Annotated in this window: 15 protein-coding genes; 5 read left to right on the top strand and 10 right to left on the bottom strand. The window is 70.1% G+C overall.

The window, feature by feature from the left end:
* Position 1 precedes the first annotated feature (1 nt).
* The 8 genes from ACFYPG_RS10300 to ACFYPG_RS10335 all read right to left on the bottom strand — a co-directional run bounded on the left by ACFYPG_RS10300 (position 2) and on the right by ACFYPG_RS10335 (position 14,894).
* Entirely contained in the window at positions 2 to 3,688 is a 3,687-nt protein-coding gene (locus tag ACFYPG_RS10300) for a discoidin domain-containing protein (RefSeq protein ID WP_387351446.1), read from the bottom strand.
* Positions 3,689 to 3,877: 189 nt separating this feature from the next.
* Positions 3,878 to 6,775 (bottom strand): discoidin domain-containing protein, encoded by a 2,898-nt coding sequence (locus ACFYPG_RS10305; protein WP_387351448.1) that lies wholly within the window; start codon positions 6,773 to 6,775, stop codon positions 3,878 to 3,880.
* 144 nt (positions 6,776 to 6,919) lie between these two features.
* Positions 6,920 to 8,539, bottom strand: a complete 1,620-nt coding sequence (locus ACFYPG_RS10310) for a glycoside hydrolase family 13 protein (protein WP_387351450.1) — start codon at positions 8,537 to 8,539, stop codon at positions 6,920 to 6,922.
* Between the two features lie 138 nt (positions 8,540 to 8,677).
* On the bottom strand, positions 8,678 to 9,565 hold the full coding sequence (locus ACFYPG_RS10315) for a carbohydrate ABC transporter permease (protein ID WP_387351452.1): 888 nt from the start codon (positions 9,563 to 9,565) through the stop codon (positions 8,678 to 8,680).
* An 11-nt stretch (positions 9,566 to 9,576) separates the two neighbouring features.
* Complete coding sequence (locus tag ACFYPG_RS10320) at positions 9,577 to 10,533, bottom strand: carbohydrate ABC transporter permease (protein WP_387351453.1); 957 nt, start codon at positions 10,531 to 10,533, stop codon at positions 9,577 to 9,579.
* Positions 10,534 to 10,620: 87 nt separating this feature from the next.
* Positions 10,621 to 12,000 (bottom strand): ABC transporter substrate-binding protein, encoded by a 1,380-nt coding sequence (locus ACFYPG_RS10325; protein ID WP_387351455.1) that lies wholly within the window; start codon positions 11,998 to 12,000, stop codon positions 10,621 to 10,623.
* Positions 12,001 to 12,333: 333 nt separating this feature from the next.
* Entirely contained in the window at positions 12,334 to 13,338 is a 1,005-nt protein-coding gene (locus ACFYPG_RS10330; protein WP_112586239.1) for a LacI family DNA-binding transcriptional regulator, read from the bottom strand.
* A gap of 80 nt (positions 13,339 to 13,418) precedes the next feature.
* The gene (locus ACFYPG_RS10335; protein WP_387351456.1) at positions 13,419 to 14,894 is read right to left on the bottom strand and encodes a dihydrolipoyl dehydrogenase family protein; all 1,476 of its coding nucleotides are present in this window, start codon (positions 14,892 to 14,894) and stop codon (positions 13,419 to 13,421) included.
* Positions 14,895 to 14,986: 92 nt separating this feature from the next.
* Between ACFYPG_RS10335 and ACFYPG_RS10340 the strand changes: the two genes are divergently transcribed.
* Positions 14,987 to 16,063: a serine hydrolase domain-containing protein gene (locus tag ACFYPG_RS10340; RefSeq protein WP_387351458.1), complete on the top strand. Its 1,077-nt coding sequence runs from the start codon at positions 14,987 to 14,989 to the stop codon at positions 16,061 to 16,063.
* Here ACFYPG_RS10340 and ACFYPG_RS10345 read toward each other — a convergent pair whose 3' ends face one another.
* Together ACFYPG_RS10345 and ACFYPG_RS10350 are read right to left on the bottom strand one after the other, a co-directional pair.
* Positions 16,064 to 17,389, bottom strand: a complete 1,326-nt coding sequence (locus tag ACFYPG_RS10345) for a deoxyribodipyrimidine photo-lyase (RefSeq protein ID WP_355004730.1) — start codon at positions 17,387 to 17,389, stop codon at positions 16,064 to 16,066.
* Entirely contained in the window at positions 17,386 to 18,309 is a 924-nt protein-coding gene (locus ACFYPG_RS10350) for a phytoene/squalene synthase family protein (protein ID WP_355004729.1), read from the bottom strand. Before ACFYPG_RS10350 ends, ACFYPG_RS10345 begins: the two co-directional genes overlap by 4 nt.
* Before the next feature lie 64 nt (positions 18,310 to 18,373).
* Between ACFYPG_RS10350 and ACFYPG_RS10355 the strand changes: the two genes are divergently transcribed.
* The 4 genes from ACFYPG_RS10355 to ACFYPG_RS10370 are packed head-to-tail and all read left to right on the top strand — an operon-like array spanning position 18,374 to position 22,577.
* Positions 18,374 to 19,516, top strand: coding sequence for a polyprenyl synthetase family protein (locus ACFYPG_RS10355; RefSeq protein ID WP_387351460.1), 1,143 nt, complete (start codon positions 18,374 to 18,376; stop codon positions 19,514 to 19,516).
* 28 nt (positions 19,517 to 19,544) lie between these two features.
* Entirely contained in the window at positions 19,545 to 21,026 is a 1,482-nt protein-coding gene (gene crtI, locus ACFYPG_RS10360; protein ID WP_357203073.1) for a phytoene desaturase family protein, read from the top strand.
* Positions 21,023 to 21,643, top strand: a complete 621-nt coding sequence (idi, locus tag ACFYPG_RS10365) for an isopentenyl-diphosphate Delta-isomerase (RefSeq protein ID WP_387351462.1) — start codon at positions 21,023 to 21,025, stop codon at positions 21,641 to 21,643. The genes crtI and idi overlap by 4 nt, the downstream gene beginning before the upstream one ends.
* Positions 21,633 to 22,577: a MerR family transcriptional regulator gene (locus tag ACFYPG_RS10370; protein WP_355005172.1), complete on the top strand. Its 945-nt coding sequence runs from the start codon at positions 21,633 to 21,635 to the stop codon at positions 22,575 to 22,577. Before idi ends, ACFYPG_RS10370 begins: the two co-directional genes overlap by 11 nt.
* Positions 22,578 to 22,612: the final 35 nt, after the last annotated feature.

Consider the following 22,612-nt stretch of genomic DNA (forward strand, 5'->3'; position numbering starts at 1 on the left):
ATCAGTTGCGGTTGATGGTGAAGGTCGTCGTGGGGTTCTGGATGTCCACGGCGTTGTTGCTCAGCCGCAGGTTGTTGAAGGTGACCGAGCCGACAGCCGGCCCCTGCCCCGCCTCCGGCATGGGGTTCGCCCAGATGGCGAAGCCGGACTTCGCGTCGTAGGCGTCACCGCTCTTGCGGGCGCCGCTGATCGACACGTTCGTGAAGACCGTGTCGGTGATCGGGTTCTGCGGCTGCCCACCGACGTAGTTGGTCTGGAACATGATGCCGCTGTAGGTCGGATCGATGATGTCGACGTCGCTGACCCGGATGCCCTGGAACACCTTCGAGGCGGAGAAGACCCAGATCGCCGGGAAGGTCTGCCCACCCCAGAAGTGCCCACCGGCCCGCACGATCGAGATGTTCTCGAACCGGGTCGGCGGGTTGGCACCAAAGCCGTTCATCGGGTAGCCGAAGTCGAGCGAGCTGATGGTGATGCCCGAGTAGACCAGGGTGTCCGCGATGTAGATGTTGCGGAACGTGTTGCCGTAGCCGCCGTACACGGCGACACCGGCGGCCCGCCAGGTCAGGGTCGAGGTCAGGTTCTCGTAGATGTTGTCCTTCATGTCGGCGCCGCCCGCGTCGATGGCCGAGAACAGCGCGAAGCTGTCGTCGCCGGTGGCCCGGGCGTCGTTGTTGCTGACCAGGTTGTTGGTGCTCCCGTTGGTCATGTTGATGCCGTCGGCGAACATGTTCCGGATCCGGGAGTTCTTGATCGTCATGTAGTCGGTGTTCGCGCCCCAGTAGAGGCACACCATGTGCTCGTTCCAGATGTTGTCGATCACGATGTTCGACACGTTGGCGAAGTCGAACACCTTGCCCGGACCGTCGATCCGGGAGGTGTAGTTGCCGAAGTAGGCGAAGTTCTTGAAGGAGGAGTTCGCCGCCGAGTTCTCGGCCCGGAAGCCGATGTCGGTGTTGTCCTGGCCCGACGGAGCGTTGAACCGGGTGTACCAGGGGCCGGCGCCGGTCACCTGGACGGCCTTGCCGTACACCTGGAACTTCGACGAGGTGGAGTAGTTACCAGCCGGCAGGTACACCCCGACCAGGTTGCCGGTGGTGTCCATCCGCACCCGGTCCAGGGCGTTCTGCACGTCCTGGTGGGTGAAGCCGGTCGGCGTGGTGTAGCGCGCCGGGTCCGGGTTGGCGATCGGCGCCACCTGCTCCGTGTTGATGAAGTCGATGGCGTACGTGGTGGAGTTGGCCGGGTCCTTCTGAAGACGGATCTTGCTGCCGGCCGGGACGGTGGAGTTGAGCATGACGTTGGCTTCGTCGTAGATGTGCCGCGGTCCGCCCGCGCTCGGCGAGTTGCCCGGGCTGGCCTCGCTGCCGTACAGCCAGGCGTACCGGGAGGTCAGGTCGATGGCCTTGTGGAAGGTGCCGTTGACGTAGACGTTCAGTGTCGAGTTGATTCCACCGCCGCCCGGCGCATCCGGGATGGAGAAGCGGGTGACCAGCGTGTTGGTGCTGGCCCGGGTGGTGAACTCGACGTAGCTGCCGGTCGAGTTGAGGGTCACCGCCCGCCGGCCGGACGCCTCGCCGGCCAGGTCGCCGATCTCCCGGTTCGGTCCGACGACCGCCGCGCCGCCGCCGACGACGCCGTCCTCGGCCTCGTACATGTCGTACGGCATGTTGGCACCGCGACCGACGAAGAGCGGCCGGTCACTGGTGTTGTTGGCCTGCTTCACCGGCAGCTCGTTGCCGTCCACGGCGAGTACCACCCGGACGGTGTACTTGCCGTTCGCGGCGGTCCAGGTGCCCAGGCTGATCGGGCCGACCGTGGCACCGGCGTTGATCACGCCGGAGTAGGAGCCGGTCAGGGTACGGACCACGGTGCCGGACTCGTTGAGCACGGTCAGGGTGATGCCGTGCGCACCGGAGGCGGAAGCCTGGTTGCCGGCGTTGCGGACGGACACGGAGAAGGTCACAGTGTTGCCCGCCGACGGGTTGCCCGGCGACCAGGCGACCGCCGAGGCGACCAGGTCGGAGCTGGCGACCGCGGCGACGACCAGCGGGCTGGGGTTGGTGTAGCTGTTGTTGGTGTCGTCCTGCTCGACGACGGTGTTCGACTCGTCGACCTTGGCGCTGAGCGGGTAGCTGCCCGAGTCCCGGGTGCCGATGCTGGCGCTGACAGTGGTCGAGGCACCGGCCGCGAGACCGCCGACCGAGGCCGTGCCCACCCGGGTGGAGCCCAGGTAGAAGTTGACGTTGGTCGCGCCGGAGGCCGCCGAGCCCGCGTTACGTACCGTCGCGGAGAGCGTGATGGTGCTGGTCTCCACCGGTGCGGACGGGCTGAACGACATGCCGGTAACGGTCAGGTCCGGGTTCGGGGCCGGGGTGCCGAAGACCTGGAACTCGGCCACCTGACCGGCTGGGGCACCGGTGTTCGAGGCGATCGAGAGCCGTACGTCGGCCGCCGCGCCGGAGACCGGGATGGTCACCGTGTTGCCGCTGCCCGGGTTGAAGTTGTAGTTCGCCGCGCCGACCAGGGTGGTGAAGCTCGACGAGCCCTGGTCCCGGCCGAGCACAGTGATGTTCTGGGTACGCGCGCCCCACGCCGAGTCCGGGTTGAGCTTCACGACGACCTGACTGAGGGTGGCGTTCGCGCCGAGCTGCACGGTCAGCGTGCTCGGGTTGCCGTTGCCCTCCCAGTAGGTGGCCACGTTGTTGTCGTTGGCGTTGGTGGCCACGAACGTGTGCACGAACCCGGAGGCGCTGATCGGCTTGCCGATCGCCAGGTTGGAGCCGGTCGGCGGGTTGCCGGTGCCGGTCCGGGTCACGGTGTTGCTGTTCGCCGACTGGTTGCCGGCGGCGTCCTTGGCCCGCACGTAGTACGACACCGTGGCGCTGTCCGCCTGGCTGTCGGTGTACGTGAGCGTCGAACCGCTGACGCTGCCACGCAGCGCACCGTTGGCGTAGACGTCGTAGCCGGTCACCCCGACGTTGTCGGTCGACGCCGACCAGGCGAGCCGGATCTGCCCGCTGGCCGGCTGGGTGTAGGCCAGGTTGCCCGGCACGCTGGGCGCCTGGGTGTCGGTGCTGCCGGTCGCGCCGTACACCTCGACCTCGGACAGCTGGGCGGCCGGCCAACCGGTGTTGCCGGTGACCTGCACGCGTACGTAGCGGGTGCTGGCGGCGGTGAAGCTGACGGTCGCGGTGTTGCCGCTGCTCGGGTTGAAGGTGTAGCCGGCGGACGCCTTCAGGGTGGTGAAGGACGAGCCGTTCGTCGAGCCCAGGACCGACAGCGTCTGCGTACGGGTCTGCCAGTCCGACGCGGGTGGCAGCTTGAGCACCACCCGGTCCACGCTGACAGTGGCGCCCAGGTCAGCCTGGATCCACTGCGGGAACGCGTTGTTGGCGCTCTCCCAGTAGGTCGACGCGTTGCCGTCGTTGGCGTTGCCCGCCACGTAGTTCTGGTTGTAGCTGCTGGCGGTCATGGTGGCGGAGAGCCCGGCGAGCATGGCCACGCGGGCGGCGGCTGCGGACGGGTCGGCCGTTGGTGCCGCGCTCGCCATGGGGGTGACGACCGGGGCGGTGGCGAGGAGCACGCCGGCGAGTACGCCGGCGAGCAGCCGTCGGTGGCCCGTGCGGGAGACGGGATTGAGCGCGCCGGTTGGCGGCGTGCCTCGTCTGGTGCCGTTACTGGACATGGGGTCGCTACACCTCTTTCGGGGGTGGGTGTGGGTGCGTTGCCCGGCGACGGGTGCAGGGGTACTCCCGTCGTTCCGCGACAGGTGGGGGACGGTGCTGGGTGGGGACGGGGTTGGACGGCCGGCGCGGCGTTGCGCCGGGACGCCCGGACCGGATGCCCCCGCCCGGTCCGGGCGGGGGCACCGGACCTAGCTGGAGTAGATCTCGAACTCGCTGAGCTGGCCGGCCGGCCAGCCGCTGTTGCCGGTGACGGTCAGCCGCAGGTACCGCTGGGTGGTCGCCGTGAAGGTCACGGTGACCGTGTTGCCGCTGGCCGGGTTGAAGCTGTAGCCGGCGGACGCCTTCAGCGTGCTGAACGTCGACCCGTTCGTGGAGCCGAGCACCGCCAGCGTCTGCGTACGCGTCTGCCAGGCCGATGAGGGTGGGAGCTTCAGCACGACCCGGGACACCGACCGGTCGGCGCCCAGGTCCACCGTCAGCGACTGCGGGAACGCGTTGTTGGCGCTCTCCCAGTAGGTGTTCGCGTTGCCGTCCACCGCGTTGGGGGCGGCGTACACGTCGGAGTGGCTGGTCTCGGTGATCGACCGTCCGGCCGCGAGGTTGCCGCTGGGCGGCGGCGTGGTCGGGGGCGGTGTGGTCGGGGGCGGCGTGGTCGGGGGCGGGGTGGTCGGCGGCGGGGTGGTCTGGGTGCCGCTGTACACCTCGACCTCGGAGAGTTGCGCGGCCGGCCAGCCGCTGTTGCCGGTGACGGTGACCCGGATGTAGCGGCGGTCACCGGACGGCAGCCCGATCGACACCGTGTTGCCCGAGCCGGGGGCGAAGACCCGACCGGCGGACGACGCCACTGTGGTGTACGACGAGCCGTCGGTGGAGCCGAGCACCGACAGGGTCTGGGTGCGTTGCTCCCAACCGCTGGGCAGCTTGAGCGCCACCCGGTCGACCGACCGGGACGAACCCAGGTCGATGGTCACCGACTGGGGGAAGGCGTTGTTGGCGCTCTCCCAGTACGTCGACGCGTTGCCGTCCACCACGTTGGCGGCCGTGTAGCTCTGGTTGGTGCTGGTGGCGGTCGTCGACCGGCCCAGCGCCAGGTTCCCGCTGGTCGGGGGCGGCGTGGTGGGCGGTGGGGTGGTCGGCGGCGGCGTCGTCGGGGGCGGGGTCGTGGTGGGCGGCGGCGAGGTGGGTCCGCCACCCCACTGGGGGTCGGGCCACGGGCCGCAGTACGGGGTCGGGGTGTACCAGCCGGAGTTGCCGGAGCCCTGGGTGATCTGGAAGCCACCGCCCACGCAGTTGTGCATCGGGTTGCTCTGCGCGATGTTGGTGGCCCGCACGTTGGTGAAGGACACCTGGCTGGGTGCCTGCACCTGGAGCGCGTACGTGCCGGCGCCGTCGATCCGCACGTTGGAGAGGTTGATGCCGCTGGTCTGACCCTCGATCCAGTGCAGCGCCGCGTACGAGCTGTCCAGGATGTCGGTGTCGGTGATGTTGATGGTGGCCTGCTGGAACGACTCGTTGAGGGCGGAGAACCAGATCGCCCCGACGCCGAAGTTCCAGTTGTAGTCCGAGTTGCCGTTGCGGATCAACGTGTTCCGGGCGATCGTCCAGGTGCCTCGGACCGCTGTGTCGCCCTGCACACCCGGATAGCGGTTCGCGACGTGGATGCCACCGCCGTTGGTCAGCGAGTCGGCGGTCACGTTGTCGGTGATCTTGATGTCGCGACCGCCGTAGCTGACCAGGTGGTTCGCCAGCAGGGTCACGCCGATGGTGTTGCGGGTGAAGGAGTTGTTGACGTTCGGCACGCTCTGCGCCCACATCGCCAACGCGTCGTCACCGGTGTTGCGGACGAACGTGTTCGTCACCGTCGAGTTCGTCACCCCGGTGTGGAAGTTCACCCCGTCCGCGGTCTGGTCCAGGATCCGGCTGTTGCGGATGGTGAAGTTGTCCATCGGGCCGTCCATCCACGCCCCGACCTTCGTGTTCTCCAGCCAGAGGTTGTCCACCACCGAGTTGGTCATCGCCCCGCCCAGGGCGTTGACCTGGTCGTCGTCGACCCGTTCCCGGATGTCGCCGATGATGGCGAAGTCCCGCAGCGTGACGTTGCGGCTGGGCCCGTTCGCCTCGTGCGAGCGGACCGGGCCGGTGTAGCCGCCACCGGGAACGTACTTGCCGTAGATGCCGACGGACCTGTTCCGCTCGGTGGGGTGCCGGCCGCCGAGCACCGAATACCAGGGGCCCGCGCCGCGCAGAGTCACCCCGTCGACCACCACGTGATCCCAGAGGGTGAAGGTGCCGGTCGGGATCCAGACCGCCCGGCCCTGCGCCTTGCCGGCGTCGACAGCCGCCTGGAACTTCGCCGTCGAGTCGGTCGCGCCGCTCGGATCGGCCCCGAAGTCGGTGACCACGTCGATGACACCTGAGGGCTTGGCGATCGGCGCGACAAGCTCGAAGTCGGCCAGGTCGATGGTGAAGGTGGGCGACTGCGCCGTCGAGGAGACCTGGAGCCGGATCTTCGTGCCGGCCGGCTGGGTGCTGCCGAACAGCGCCCGGGTCTCGTCGTAGAAGTGGTGCGGGTTGGTGTCACCCGGGTTGTTGTTGAACGGGTATCCGCCGTAGTACCAGCCGTACTTCGACGTCACCGGGACCGACTTCAGCAGGTTGCCGTTGGCCCGCAGGTCGATGGCGGCATCCCGGCCGGTGCCGGCCGAGTTGTCCGGCAGGCTGTAGCGGAAGGTGACAGCGTTGGCCGGGGCGGTGAGGGTGAACTCGACGTACTCACCGACGGCGTCCAGGGTGACCGCCTCCCGGCCGGACGCCTCGGACGGCAGCGTGCCGTAGCGCCGGTCCGGGCCGATCTTCGTGCCGTTGTGGGCGACCTTCTCCGCCTCGTGCTCGATGAACGGCACAGTGGCGCCCCGGTTGGGGATGTCGAAGGGGGACAACCCCGCCGCCGAGGCCGGGGTCGCGGTGCCGGTGACCGCGAGGACGGTCACCGAGGTGGCGGCGAGCACTGTGGCGGAGATGGCGGCCAACAGTGCCCTGGTCGGGTGTCGAAGGTGGTGCGGGGTGCCGGTGGTGTGGTTGGCCATGAGCTGCGCTCTCCCTTTCGTCAGGCAGGCCAGATCCCCCCGTGTCGGTGCGGTGTCGCGCGTCCCCCCTTGGTTCTCCCTTCCTGGGTGGCGTGGTGCCGGCGGCCGGGACGGGCCGCCGGCACCACGGCGAGCAGAGTCAGGTCAGGCCGGGCCGTCCGCCCCGCGCGGCCCGTCGGTGGATTCGGCGGTAAACAGCCAGACCGCTGTGTCGGCCGGCAGCAACCCGTCGTCGAGCGGCCCGCTGGCCAGCAGCAACTCCCCCTGAGCTGGCATCGGCACCGGCGCGGCGGACAGGTTGACCAGGCAGGTGAAGCCCCCGCCACGGCTGAACGCCAACACCCCGTCCGGGGCGGGCAGCCAGGTCAGCTCACCGTCACCGAGCGCCGGGTCGGCCTTGCGGGCCTGGATCGCCGCCCGGTACAGCTCCAGCATCGAGGCCGAGTCGCCGGTCTGCGCGCTGGCCGTCCGCTCCTTCCAGTCGGCCGGCTGCGGCAGCCAGGGCGCCGCGGAACCCTCGGGGCTGAACTCGAACGGCGGCTCGTCTCCGGCCCACGGCAGCGGCACGCGGCAGCCGTCCCGACCGGGGTCGATCCGGCCGGACCGCTCCCACATGGGGTCCTGCCGCATCGCGTACGGGATGTCCTCGACCTCGTAGAGGCCCAGTTCCTCGCCCTGGTAGACGTAGGCGGCACCGGGCAGCGACAGCGAGAGCAGGGCGGCGGCGCGGGCCCGGTGGGTGCCCAGCTCCAGGTCGGTGGGGGTGCCCTCGCGCTTGGCGGCGAAGCTGAACCGCGTGTCCGCACGACCGTAGCGGGTGACGTGCCGGGTGACGTCGTGGTTCGAGAGCACCCAGGTGGCCGGCGCGTTGACCGGCGCGTGCGCGCTCAACGTCCCGTCGATGCTCTCCCGCAGCGCCGCGGCGTCCCAGGCGCAGCCGAGGAAGTCGAAGTTGAACGCGGCGTGCAGCTCGTCCGGGCGCAGGTAGTTGGCGAACCGCTGCCGGTCCGGCAACCACACCTCACCGATCAGCGCCCGGTCGGCGTACTCGTCGGCGACCCGACGCCAGCCCCGGTAGATGTCGTGCACGCCGTCGAGGTCGTGGAATGGGTGCGGCTCGTCCTCGCGGACCTCGGGCAGCGTCCCGTCCTTGACCAGGAGCCCGGCCGAGTCGATCCGGATGCCGTCCACGCCCCGGTCGAACCAGAACCGCAGGATGTCCTCGAACTCCTCCCGCACCCGGGGGTGGTCCCAGTTGAAGTCTGGCTGCTGGGGGGCGAACAGGTGCAGGTACCAGTCGCCGGGGGTGCCGTCCGGGTTGGTGGTGCGGGTCCAGGTCTCGCCGCCGAACTCTCCGATCCAGTCGGTGGGTCGCTCGTCGCCGTTGGGGCCCCGGCCGGGCCGGAACCAGAACAGGTCCCGTTCGGGCGCGCCGGGTCCGCCGGCGAGCGCGGCCTGGAACCAGGGGTGCGCGTCGGAGCAGTGGTTGGGCACCACGTCGACGATGGTCCGGATGCCCAGCGCGTGCGCCTCCGCGATCAGCGCCTCCACCTCGGCCAGGGTGCCGAAGACCGGGTCGATGTCGCGGTAGTCGGAGACGTCGTAGCCGGCGTCCGCCATCGGGGACGGGTACCAGGGGCTGAACCAGATCGCGTCGACGCCGAGCGCGGACAGGTGGTTCAGCCGGGACCGGATGCCGGCGATGTCTCCGATGCCGTCGCCGTTACCGTCGGCGAAGCTCCGGGGATACACCTGGTAGATCACGGCTCCACGCCACCACGGACTTCTGTCAGCTGTGGACACGAGCACCTGCTTTCTGCGTCAGTACGTCGGCGGGTTCGCCGGACCTGGTCATGTGTCGGGCGAACGGTCGTTGTTCGCCGCGGAAGGATGCGGTGGTGGTTATCCCTTGATGCTGCCCGTGGTCAGACCGGACATGATGTTCCGTTGGAAGATCAGGAAGATGATGACCGTCGGGATCGCGGCGATGACCGACGCGGCGATCACCACGTTCATCGGTGTGCCGCCGGCGAAGGTGTAGATGCCGACGCTCACCGTCCGGGTCTCGGGCGAGGGCATGACCAGCTTCGGCCAGAGGAAGTCCTTCCACACCGCCGTCACGGCGAAGATCGAGACGACGCCGAGGATGGGACGCGACAGCGGCAGGATGATCGACCAGAGCGTACGCAGCGACGACGCCCCGTCCATGAGGGCGGCGGCCATCAGCTCCTCGGGGATCGAGTCGAAGAACCGCTTCAGCAGGAAGATGTTGAACGCGTTGGCGACCATCGGCAGCCAGATGGCGAACGGCGAGTCCAGCAGGTTGATGTGCAGGATCGGCAGGTCGAGCACCGTCACGTACTGCGGCACGATGAGGACCATCGCCGGGATCATCAGCGTCGCCAGCATCAGGCCGAGGATCGCGTTGCCGAAGATCGGCCGGAGCTTGGACAACGAGTACGCCGCCGCGCTGTCGAAGACCAGCTGGAACAGCACCGCGCCGATCGCGTAGTAGAAGGTGTTGAACAGCAGCTTGGCGAGGGCCAGGTTGTTCCAGGCGTCGATGTAGTTCTGCGGCTGCGGGTCCTTCGGGAACAGCGAGGGCGGGGTCTGCGCGATCTCCTGGCCGGACTTGAGCGCGCCGGTGACCATCCAGTAGAGCGGGCCGAGGAACACGAGGGTGAACCCCGCCACGACGATGACCAGCAGCGTCCAGTAGATGACCCTGCCGCGCCCCCGACTCAGCTGGGAGTGGGAGATGAGGGTCCGGGTTCCGGAATCCTGTGCCATTCCTCGCCGTCCTAGTCCTGTTTCGCAGTCAGCCGCACGTACACGGCGGAGAAGCCGGCCAGCACCACGAGCATGATCACGCCCAGCGCGGCGGCGCCGTTGAGGTCGTTCTGGAAGAACCCGTGCTGGTAGATGAGGTACGCCACCGAGGTCGCGGAGTCCTCCGCGCCCGCACCGTTGGCGAGGATCAGGGGCTCGATGAAGAGCTGCATCGTGGCGACGATCTGGAGCATCGCCAGGAGCGCGAGGATGAGCCGGGTCTGCGGGATCGTGACGTGCACGATCCGCCGCCAGATCCCGGCGCCGTCCAGCTCGGCGGCCTCGTAGAGCTCGCCGGGGATGTTCTGCAACGACGCCAGGTAGATGAGCACCGCGCCGCCCATGTTCATCCAGGTCGACGCGACCACCATGGCCGGCATCGTCATCTCGGGCGACTGCATCCACTGCGAGGTGGGCAGGTGCAGCGCCGTGAGGATCGCGTTGAAGAGCCCGGCCTCGCTGGGGTCGTACGCGTAGAACTTGAAGAGGAACAGCGCCGAGGCCGGCGGCAGCATCACCGGCAGGTAGACCAGGATCCGCAGGTACCCCTTGGCGTGGCGGAACTCGTTGAGCAGGATCGCCACGAAGAACGGCACCACGTAGCCGAGGGCGAGCGCGAGCGCCGTGAAGTAGAAGGTGTTCTGCCAGGCCGTCCAGAAGCTCGGGTCGGCGATGATGCGGGAGTAGTTGTCCCAGCCCACCCAGGTGGTCTCGCCGCGCCGGGTCCGCTGGAAGCTCATGACGATGCCGCGGATCATCGGGTACCAGGAGAAGACGACGAAGCAGAGCACCGCCCCGATCAGGAACGCGTGACCGGTCAGGTTGTCCCGTACCTTGCGGCCGAGGCTGGTGCGCTGCGGCCTCGCCGAGTACGGCGACGGCGGGCGGCCCGGTTTCCTGCGGGTCTCCGGGACGGTGGTGATCGCCAAGGCAACTCCTGGGTGAGTCGGTGACGTCGATGGCGCGGGGTGGGGAGTGTGGGGGCCGGGTCGGCGTACCGGCCCCCACACGATCGGTCAGCTCTCGGCGGCGAGGAGCTGGTTGACCTTCTCCTCGGCGGTCTTGAGCAGTGCGTCGATGTTCGAGTTCGGGTTGGTCAGCACACCCGACATCGCGGCATCGAGCACCGCGTAGACGGCCTGGGCGTTGCGCGGCTCACCCTTGATCGGAACCGGGGTCGCCTCGAAGAGCGCGAAGTTCGTCGTGTCGACGTTCGCGTTCGCCTTACGCAGCTCCAACTCCTGCTTCTGCGCGTCACTGCCGTTGGCGAAGAGCAGGGGCTGGGGCAGACCCACCGGGTAGTTCTGCGGCTTGGCCCGGACGTAGTCGAACTGGCCCTTGCCCGGGGTGAGCTTCTGGTACGCGACCCACTTCAGACCGGCCTTGACCTGCTCGGGAGTGAGGTCCTTCTTGAAGAAGTAGCCCTCGCCACCACCGAGCGTCCCCTTCGCCGCGCCATCCTGTCCGGGCAGGGGAGCCATGGCCCAGTCCTGGAACTTGCCCTGGAACTGGCTGACGATCGCCTGGGTGGCGTCCGGCGCGCCGATGAACATGCCGACCTTGCCCGCGCCGGCGTTCGTCAGCAGGTCGCCCCACTGGAGCAGCTGACGGGCGCCCATGCTGTTGTCGCCGTACCGCATGTCCTTGAGGTTCTGCAGGACCTGCTTGCCCATGGGGTTGTTGAAGTCGGCCTTCTTGCCGTCCTCGCTCAGCACCTTGCCGCCCTGCGAGTAGAGCAGGGAGGTGAAGTGCCAGCCGCCGGTGTTGCCGGCGCTGTACTCGGAGTAACCGGCGATGCCGTTGCCGAGTGCGGAGATCTTCTTGGCGGCGGCACGGACCTCGGCCCAGGTCTTGGGCGGGCTGTTCACGTCCAGCCCGGCCTGCTGGAACAGGGCCTTGTTGTAGACCAGACCCATCGAGTAGTTCTTCACCGGAACGGCGTAGAGCTTGCCGCCGTCGGTGAAGACCTCCTTGAGCGCGGGGTCGACGCTGTCCCAGGTCGGGACGGTGTCCTTGTTGGCGTACTGGCTGATGTCCATCGCCTGACCGGAGTCGAGCACCTGCTGGAGATCGGTCATGTACCCGTAGAACACGTCGGTCACGGTGCCGCCGGCGAGGCGGGCGGTGAAGTCCGGCGGGTTGTTGCACTGCTCGCCGACGCTGACGCTCTTGATGGTGATGTCCGGGTTCTGCTTCTGGAACTCGGCGACGTCGTCGTTCCAGTTCTTCAGCAGCTCCTTCTGGGCGCCGACCGGCTGGCAGTCGACAGTGATCGTGACCTTGCCGCTGGCGTTCGAGCCCTTGTCGTCGCTCTTCGTGGAGCATGCCGTGAGGCTGAGCCCCAGGCCGGCCACGAGCGCAACCGCCGCAGCCTTTCGGTAGTGCGGTACGGACATCTGTCCATCCCTTCGGGAACGGGTGACTCCAATGACCTTCGCTGATCTGCGGTGATACGACCTGACGCCCAGTAGCTGCGTCGGAGCCAGGTGTGAGTGGAGTCACTGTAACGAGGCAGACTCATTTCGGCAAGGTATCGACGCCGTTCCGAAAGGACACGACGTGGTTACGACAGATGTTGGCAAGACGCTGAAAGAGGCCCGACTTGTTGCCTATTGATGGTCTATGACCGGTCATTCGGCCCGGTCGATGCCGACGGCGGCGAGCAACGACGAAAACGGCCGCCGACCGCGAGAGGCGGTCGACGGCCGAAGCGTCGTTCGGTGTGGTGCCTAGCGGCCGGGGGCTGGCGCGGTGGAACCCCGCACCACCAACTCCGGCTCGAACAGCAGCTCGTCCTGGAGGACGCCGGCGCCCTCTATCTGGGTGACCAGCAGATCCACGGCGGCCTGCCCCATCGTCTCGATCGGCTGCCGCACAGTGGTCAACGGCGGATCGGTGCACGTCATGAAGGCGGAGTCGTCGAAACCCACCACCGACACGTCGGCCGGCACCGAACGGCCTAACCGCCGGGCCGCGCGGATCGTGCCCAGCGCGAGCACGTCACTGGCGCAGATGATGCCTGTCACGCCCCTCTCGACCAACTTGGTCGCGGCGACCCGTGCACCCTCCATCGAGAAGCTCGAACGCTCGACGCACTCGGCGTCACCCTCGTCCCAGCCCGCGGCCTTCATCATCGCGTCGAGCTTGCGTCGGGACGGCACATGTCCCTCCGGGCCGAGCACCATGCCGATCCGTTCGTGCCCGAGCGAGCGCAGGTGCCCGTACGCCTGCTCCACCGCCACCGCGTCGTCGGTGGAGACCCGGGGAAAGCCCAGCTCGTCCACGCCAGCGTTGACCAGCACGACCGGAAGCCCTCGGTCGGTCAGCCGACGGTAGTGGTCGTGTTTGGCGTCGGCGAGCGCGTACGACCCGCCAGCGAAGATCACCCCGGAGACCTGGTGGTCGAGGAGCATCTCCACGTAGTCCATTTCGGAGACTCCCCCGATGGTCCGGGCACACAGCGCCGGGGTGTAGCCGCGCTGGGCGAGAGTGCCGGTGACCACCTCGGCCAGCGCCGGGAAGATCGGGTTCTGCAACTCGGGCAGCACCAGCCCGACCAGCCGGGCGCGTTCGCCGCGAAGCTTGGTCGGCCGCTCGTAACCGAGCACGTCCAGCGCCGTGAGCACTGCGGTGCGGGTCGCCTCGGAGACGCCGTCGCGGCCGTTGAGCACCCGGCTGACGGTGGCCTCGCTGACGCCCGCCTTCTTGGCAACTTCAGTCAACCGCTTGGTCACGACCGCAATGGTACGTCACTTGCATGAAAGAAATGAACAGCAAAATGCGCTGCGCTTGCTGCCCAGCGGCTGATCTGAGGTCAGGAAAGGTCTTGTAGAGCGGTTTCGATGGCCCTGTGGAAGGTCGGGTACGCGTAGATCATGTGCCGGAGCTGACTCAGTGGCACCGCCGCGTGTACCGCCACCACCAGCGCGGACAACACCTCGCCGCCGGCCGGGCCGGCCGAGGTCGCGCCGATCAGCACGCCCTGGTCGGCGTCCGCCACGACCTTGATGAAACCGTCGTCGCCGACCCGGTGGATCCAGCCCCGCGTCGAACTGCTCAATTTGGTGAAACCGACCTGCACGTTGATGCCGCGTTCGCGGGCCTGCTGCTCGGTGAGCCCGACCGCGCCGATCTCGGGATCGGTGAAGGTCACCCGGGGCAGCGCGCGGTAGTCGGCTCGCGGGATGGTGCCTGCTGACCCGCTCGATCCGCTGGCGGCCAGCGAGCTGGACGCGCCCATCGCTCCGCCGACCACGCTGGAGGTGCCGCTGGCGTCCGCGCCCGCCTTCGCCTGCCGGGCGCGGGCCAGGATGTCGGCGATGACGATTCCCGCCTGGTACATGGCGATGTGCGTGAAGGCACCCTCGCCGGTGATGTCGCCGACCGCCCAGACGTGGTCGGTGACGTGCAGACGGTCGTCCACCGGGAGGTAACGCTGGCTGGCGTCCAGGCCGATCGTGTCCAGGCCCAGCTCGGCGAGGTGGGCCTTGCGGCCGGTCACCACCAGCAGCCGGTCGGCGGTGAACTCCGCGCCGCCGCCACCGTGCAGGGTGAATCTGGTCCCGTCGTGCTCGACCCGTTCGGCGCGTACCCCGGTGTGGATCTCCACGCCGTCCGCGCGCAGCGCCGCGGCGGCGACCTCGGACGCCTCGGGTTCCTCGACGGCCAGCACACGGTCGAGCGCCTCGACCACTGTGACCCGGACCCCGAAGCGGGCGAAGACCTGCGCCAACTCCAGGCCGATCGCGCCGCCACCCAGCACGAGCAGCGTCTGTGGCAGCTCCTCGACCTCGATCGCCTGGTGGTTGGTCCAGTACGGCGTGTCGGCCAAGCCGTCGATCGGCGGCACCGACGGGCGGGTGCCGGTGCCCAGCACCACCCCGTGTCGGGCCTCGAACACCTGGTCACCGACGCGGACCCGGCGTGGACCGTCGAGCCGACCGCTGCCCCGCACGAGTCGGCCACCCTTGCCGATGAACCGCTCCGCCGCGACAGTGTCGTCCCAGGTGTCGGTGGCTTCCTCGCGGATCCGCTTCGCCACCGGCGCCCAGTCCGGCTGGACCTGCGCCGTCCCGGCGAGCCCGTCGACCCGGCGAGCCTCGGCGAGCGCGTTGGCGGCTCTGATCATCATCTTGCTCGGGATGCAGCCCCAGTACGGGCATTCCCCGCCGACGAGATCCCGTTCGACGCCGACCACGCTCAGGCCGGCCTCGGCAAGTCGCTCGGCCACCTCCTCGCCGCCGACCCCGAGCCCGACCACGACGACATCCACCAGCTCCGGTTCCGCCACACCGAACAGCATCCCCCAGCGACACCACACCAACCACCGGGGTCGCCGGAAAAGTCGGCACGCGCACCGGCCCGGACGCCTACCGTGGCCGGATGCACGCACGCTTCGCTCCGGTCCGGGACTGCTTCCACGACCTGCTCGCCTCCGGCCGGGAAACCGGCGCCGCCCTGACCGTCTGGTACGACGGGCAACCGGTAGTGGACCTGACCGGCGGCTCCCGCAGCGGCCACGGGCCGGGCGGCGAGCCGTGGCTGCCGGACTCGCTGGTCAACGTCTACTCGGTCGGCAAGCCGGTGGCAGCGCTCTGCCTGTTGCTGCTCGTCGACCGGGGAACCGTCGACCTCGACGCGTCAGTGGACCGGTACTGGCCGGAGTTCCGCACTCCCGCCACAGTGCGTCAGGTGTTGTCGCACACCGCCGGGCTGCCGGCCTTCCCGGTGCCCCGACCGACCACCGCGATCGCCGACTGGGCGCTGCTCACCGGCGACCTGGCCGCCGCCGCCCCAGAGTGGTCGCCGGGCACTGTCGCCGGGGAACACGCCTGGACGTACGGGCACCTGGTGGGCGAGGTGGTCCGCCGCGTCGACGGGCGGTCGGTGGGCCGTTTCCTGGCCGAGGAGATCGCCGACCGGTGGCAGCTCGACCTCGGCTTCGGGCTGTCCGAGCCGGACCAGCGGCGCTGCGCCGAGCTGCGCTACGGCGACCCGCAGTGGCCGGTTCGAGCGCTCGGCGAGCCGGGCTCGCTGCGAGCGCGAGCGATGGGCAACCCGGCTGGCGGGCTGGACCTCGCCGTGCTGAACAGCCCGCTCTGGCGGGGTGCCGAGGTGCCAGCGGTCAACCTGCACGCCACCTCGGCTGGCCTGGCCCGGCTCTACGCCGGCCTGCTGGCCGGTGGTGTCCTGGACGGGGTTCGGCTGTTCAGCCCGGATCTGTTGGCCGAGGCGACTCGTGTTCAGTACGACGGACCGGACCTGGTGTTGGACCGCGACGCCCGCTGGACGTTGGGTATGCAACGGGAGCCGGACGGCAGTTGGGGCATGGGCGGCATCGGCGGCAGCAGCGCGTGGGCCGACCCCGATCGGGGCTACACCTTCGCGTACGCCACGGCGCACCTCGCCGAGCACGACCGGGTCGACGAACTGGTCGAGGTGTTGCACTCGGTGCTCTGATCAGCGCAGCCAGACGGGGTCGGTGCCGGGCACCGAGAGGGGCGGCGGGTAGTCGAGCGTCTGGCGCAGGGCCTCGGGCAGCCGCCACGGCTGGTGGATGGCCTTGCCCTGCACCGCGGCCAGCTCCGGCACCCACCGGCGCACGTAGTCGCCGTCCGGGTCGTACCGTTCGGCCTGCCGGACGGGGTTGAACCCCCGGTAGGGCTTCGTGTCGTTGCCGGTGCCGGCGACCCACTGCCAGTTGCCGGAGTTGTTCGCCACGTCCCCGTCGAGCAGCCAGCGGAAGAAGACCGCCACCCCGGACCGCCAGTCCTGCCCGAGGTGCTTGGTCAGGTAGCCGGCGGTGATCAGCCGGGCCCGGTTGTGCATCCAGCCCTGGGCCAGCATCTGCCGCATCCCGGCGTCGACGATCGGCATCCCGGTGCGTCCCTCGGTCCAGGCCGCCAACGCGTCGTCGTCGTAGCGCCACTGCTCGGTGGCACCCCGCCGGTACGCCGCGGTCGAGATCTCCGGGAAGGCGGCGGTGACCTGGTAGTAGAAGTCCCGCCAGCAGAGCTGCCTGACGAACGGGCCGGACCGGTCGCCGGCGCGGTTGGCCACCGCCAGCGGCGACACGCAGCCGAAGCGCAGGTACGGGCTGAGCCGGGAGGTGTCGTCGCCGGCCATGTCGTCGTGCTGATCGCCGTACCGGTTCAGGTCGGGCAGCCAGTCGGTGAGCCGCTGGCGGGCGACCCGCTCGCCTCCGATGGCAGCGTCGGGCGAGTCGCCGTTCGGCAGCGCCGGCAACCGACCCACGCGTACCCGGTCGGGCAGCGCGATCCGCCGAGGCGCGGCCAGCTCCTCGCGCCACCGGTTGGCCGCCCAGGCCCGGTGGTACGGGCTGAACACCCGGTAGTGGTCGCCGCCGCCACCGGGGCGCAACGCGCCCGGCTCGACAACCGTCAACCCGGGAAACAGGCGCAGGTGCAGCCCATGCCGCTCGCACTCGGCGCGTAGTCGCCGCTCCCGGCGGCCCGCGTAGTGGCTGACGTCGGCCGAGAGCGCGACGGCGGTGGCCCCGACCTCGTCGGCCAGCCGGATCGTCTCGGCCACCGGGTCACCGTGCCGGACCACCAGGTCGCCGCCACGCTCACGGAGTTGGTCGCGCAGGTCGGCGAGGGCCTGGTGCAGGAAGCGGGTGCGGTTGGCGGAGAGGTCGGCCAGCGCCGGGTCGAGCACGTACAACGGCACCACCTGGTCGAACGCCGCACAGGTGGTGGCCAGCGCCGGGTGGTCGTTCACCCGCAGGTCGCGGGTGAAGAGCACGATCGCCGTACTCGCGGTCACCGGCTCTCCGGCTCGATCGTCGGCCCGGGGATGACGACCGGCGTACCCGTCGAGGTGAGCAGGGCCCGCGCGGCCACCGCCATCCGTCGCCGCTGCGGCACCAGGGCCCGCTGGACGAAGACGTCGTAGTCCTGCGCGGCCACCTCGTCGAGGATGCCGCCATAGAGGGCGTACGCGGTGCGCATGCAGGCCTGCGAGGCGGGCGCCAGCATGGTGATGCCCGGTGCGGCGGCGGCGTAGTGCGCCTGGGCGCGGGTCACCTCGTACTCGATCAGCTCGCGGATCCGGGGGGTGACGTGACCCCGGGCGCGGGCCTCGGCCAACTCCTCGCGGGTGACCCCGAACTTCGCCATGTCCTCGTCCGGCAGGTAGGTGCGGCCCCGGTCGAGGTCCTCGGCGACGTCCCGGATGAAGTTGGTGAGCTGGAAGGCGAAGCCGAGTTGCCGGGCCGGCTCCCGGGCTGCCACCGGGTCGGAGCTGCCCAGGATCGGCAGCATCATGGTGCCGATGACCGCCGCCGAGCCCTCCATGTAGTCGAGCAGGTGGTCGTAGGTCGGGTATGCGGTGACGGTCAGGTCCATCGCCATGCTCTTCAGAAACGACGCAAAGTCGTCCCGGTCGAGATCGAAGACGGCGATCGTGTGCAGCACCGCCGGCAACAGTGGGTCGTCGACCGGCGCACCGTGCAGACCGGCCACGAACTGGCTGGCCCAGCGGTCCAGCAGAGCGGCCCGCTCGGCCGGCGGCAGGTCCTCGGTGCTGTCGACGATCTCGTCCGCGTAGCGCGTGAACCCGTAGAGGGCGTGCACATGTCGTCGTTTCCACGCGGGAAGCAGGCGGGTGGCGAGATAGTAGGTGCGGCCGTGGCGTTTGTGCAGCTCACGGCACCGGTCATAGGCAGCGGTGAGATCAGTTTCCACCGGCCCTCCTCCATTATCGACGCACCAATCGACGCAACTCGTAGCCTAGGGTACGCTCAGCCGCATGGCCAACGACGCAGTAGCGGGCAACGTGACCCGCGTGGCGCCGGCAGGGCCGGCCGACGGAGACGATCCGGTCCGCGCCGTTCTGGCTGCTTATACCCACGATCTGGTCACGGCGGTCGATGAAACCCTTGACACTTTCCTCACCGCCGAGGTCGACGCCCTCACCGAGATCGACGCGTCGATGGGCAGTTTCGCCGCCACCGCGCGGGAAGCCGTCCTGACCGGCGGCAAGCGGATCCGGTCCACGTTCGCCTACTGGGGCTGGCGTGGGGCCGTCGGCGGCACCGCGGCGCTGCCACCGGTGCTGCCCGCGCTGGCCGCGCTCGAGCTGCTGCACACCTTCGCGCTGGTGCACGACGACGTGATGGACGCGTCCACCACCCGACGTGGCCGGCCCACCGCCCACGTCGCGCTCGCCGAACAGCACGTCGCCGCCGGCCACCGGGGAGATCCCGGCCGGTTCGGTGAGGCCGTCGCCGTGCTCATCGGCGACCTCTGCATGGTCTGGGCCGACCAGTTGCTGGCCCACGCCTCGGTTCCGTCGAGCCGGCTCTTCGAGGTGCGCCGCTGCTACGACCAGATGCGGGTCGAGACGGTCGCCGGGCAGTATCTCGACGTGCTCGGTGAGAACGACCCGGCCAGCTGGTCGGTCGACCGGGCGCTACGGGTGGCCCGCTACAAGACCGCCAGCTACACAGTCCAGCGACCACTGCTCTTCGGCGCCTGCCTGGCCGGGGTGCCCGCCGACGACCCGCTGGTCTCCGCGTACTCCCGCTACGGCCTGGCTGTCGGCGAAGCGTTCCAGCTCCGCGACGACCTGCTGGGCGTCTACGGCGACCCGGCGGCCACCGGCAAACCGGCCGGGGACGACCTGCGCACCGGCAAGCCGACCACGCTGCTCACGCTGGCCCGCGAGCTGGCCACCCCGGCCCAGCTCGCGGCGTTGGAGCGGGCCGCCGACGGATCGGTCGACGCACTCGCCGAGCTGGTCGCCGAGACCGGCGCGGTGACCCGGGTGGAGCAGATGATCGCCGAGCGGGTCAGCGACGCGCTGGCCGCGCTCGACGCCGCACCCGTGGACCAGACGGCGCGGACAGCGTTGACCGGGCTGGCCACCGCCGCTGCCAACCGGCGGGCCTGATGAGCGACTTGAGCGAGGAGGTGGTCACGTGCGGACGGTGACAGGACGGACGGACCGGGTGGTGGTCGTCGGGGCCGGGCTGGGCGGGCTCGCCTGCGCGCTGCACCTGGCCGGCAGCGGTCGACAGGTGACGGTGCTGGAACGCGAGCCGGTGCCCGGCGGGCGGGCCGGACGCCTCGGCGTTGACGGCTACGAGTTCGACACGGGCCCGACCGTGCTCACCATGCCCGACCTGATCGCCGAGGCGCTCGGCGCGGTCGGCGAGGAGCTGCACGACTGGCTGGACCTGACCCCGCTCGACCCCGCCTACCGGGCGTACTACCCGGATGGCTCGACCCTCGACGTGCTCACCGACACCACCCGGATGGCGGCCGAGATCTCCCGGGTGTGCGGGCCCCGGGAAGCCGACGGCTACCTGCGGTTCGTCGAGTACGCGCGAGAGCTGTGGCGGCTGGAGCGCACCGACTTCATCGAGCGCAACCTGGACGCGCCGACCGACCTGATCACCGGCAACCTGCTCAAGTTGCTCAGCGGCGGGGCTTTCCGGCGCCTCCAGACGAAGATCAACCAGTTCTTCCGGGACCCGCGTACCCAGCGGATCTTCTCCTTCCAGGCGATGTACGCCGGCCTCGCGCCACACGACGCGCTGGCCATCTACGCGGTGATCGCGTACCTCGACTCGGTGGCCGGGGTCTACTTCCCCCGCGGCGGCATCCACGCGGTCTCCAGGGCGATGGCCGGCGCGGCCGAGAAGCACGGCGTGCAGATCCGGTACGACACCACAGTGACCCGGGTGGAGACCGTCAACGGCCGCGCCACCGGAGTGCTCACCGCCGACGGCGACCTGGTGCCGGCGGACGTGGTGGTGCTCAACCCCGACCTGCCGGTCGCCTACCGGGACCTGCTCCCCGCCGCGCCGCAGCGCCGGCTCACCTACTCGCCGTCCTGCGTCGTTCTGCACGTCGGCTCCCGACAGGCCTATGCGAAGATCGCCCATCACAACATCCACTTCGGGCGCGCGTGGAAGGGCACCTTCGATGAGGTCATCCGACGGGGTGAGCTGATGACCGATCCGTCGCTGCTGGTGACCAACCCCAGCCGGACCGACCCCGCGGTGGCCCCGCCGGACCGACACACCTACTACGTGCTCGCCCCGGTGCCCAACCTGCACCGGGCGCCGTTCGAGTGGCGCGGCGACCTGACCCAGCGCTACACCGACCAGCTCATCGGCACCCTGGAGGAGCGCGGCTACGTCGGCTTCGGCGCCGGGGTCGAGGTGCTCCGGGCGATCACCCCCGCCGAGTGGGAGGAGCAGGGGATGGCCGCCGGCACTCCGTTCGCCGCCGCGCACACCCTCTTCCAGACCGGCCCGTTCCGCCCGTCCAACCTGCACCGCGACCTGTCGAACGTGGTCTTCGTCGGCTCCGGGACCCAACCCGGCGTCGGCGTACCGATGGTGCTCATCTCCGGCAAGCTCGCCGCCGGCCGGATCACCGGGGAAGGCCGATGAGCAGCCGCGAGAAGCACCTCGTCGAGCTGGTCGACGAGACCGGCACGGCCCACGGCGAGACGACCGTCGCGGCCGCGCACCAACCACCGGGGCAGCTGCACCGGGCCTTCTCGGTGTTGCTGGTGGACCCGGACGGCCAGGTGCTGCTCCAGCGCCGAGCCGCCGTCAAGACCCGGTTCCCGCTGCGCTGGGCCAACTCCTGCTGCGGCCACCCACAGCCTGGCGAGTCGCTCGCCAAGGCGGCCAACCGACGGCTGCGCGAGGAGTTGGGCGCGGGCCCGGTCGAGCTGACCGAGGTCGGCATCTACGTCTACTACGCCGAGGACCCGGCGACCGGTCGGGTCGAGTTCGAGTACGACCACGTGCTGCGCGGCGAGTTCCTGCCCGGCGCTCCGCTGCTGCCCGACCCGGACGAGGTGGCCGAGCTGCGGTGGGCCGACCCCGCCGCGTTGGAGGCCGAGTTGAAGCTCGACCCCCGGTCGTACGCGCCCTGGCTGGGCGGGGTGGTGCACCGGCTGCTCCGCCCCGCGGAGTCCCGGTCGGGCGCAACCGGCCCGGCCATGACGCTGCCCGGATCGTCGGCGGATGACACGGCGGAGCGGTCGGGTGGTCGATGAGGCGCTGAGCGCGGGCGCCGTCGCACGTCGGTTGGGGGTCGCGGTGACGACCCTCCGCACCTGGCACCAGCGCTACGGGCTCGGGCCCAGCGAACACATCCCCGGTCACCACCGCCGGTACACACCCACCGATCTGGCCCGTCTCGAAATCATGCGACGGCTCACCGCCGAGGGAGTGAGCCCCGCCGAGGCGGCCCGCTGGGCCCGCCAGGCACCGGACCCGATGCCCAACGGCACCGTCGCCCCCGCCCGGATCCACCCGACCGGCCGGGACGGCGGCGGCTCCATCCCGGTCGGCCGTGCCGGTCCGGCGGCGCGCGGCCTGGCCCGGGCCGCCATGCGACTGGACACGGCGGCGATCAGCGAGACGATCGCGCACGCCCTGGCCACCAATGGGGTCGTGGCCACCTGGGAGGGCCTGCTGCGCCCGGTGCTCGCCGGCATCGGCGAACGGCACGCCGCCACCGCCGGCCTGATCGAGGTGGAACACCTGATGTCCCGCTGCGTCTCCGAAGCGCTAGCGGCGGCCAGTCGGGCCAACGTCCCCACCGGGCCGGCCCGGATCCTGCTCTCCTGCGCCGACGAGGAACAGCACACGCTGCCGCTGGAAGCGTTGGCGGCAGCTCTCGCGGAAGCCGGTGTCAGCTACCGGATGCTCGGCGCCCGGGTGCCGGTGGCCGCTCTCGTCGAGGCGGTCAACCGGACCGGACCGGCCGCCGTGGTGCTCTGGTCGCACACCCGGGCCACCGCCGACCCGACCCAACTCAGCGCACTGCTCGCTGCCCCCCGGCGCCCGTTGCTGGTGCTCGCCGCCGGCCCCGGCTGGCGGGCCGACACACTGCCCGCCGGGGTGGTGCGGCCGGTCGACCTGGCCGAGGCGGTCTCGCTCTCTGCCGCCGTCCGCGACTCCCTGGACCAGTCGAGGCGTGACTGATCGCACTGTCGCCGGATCGCGGCGTGAACTACCGT

It is taken from the genome of Micromonospora sp. NPDC005553 (assembly GCF_042871765.1).
Taxonomy (GTDB): Bacteria; Actinomycetota; Actinomycetes; order Mycobacteriales; family Micromonosporaceae; genus Micromonospora.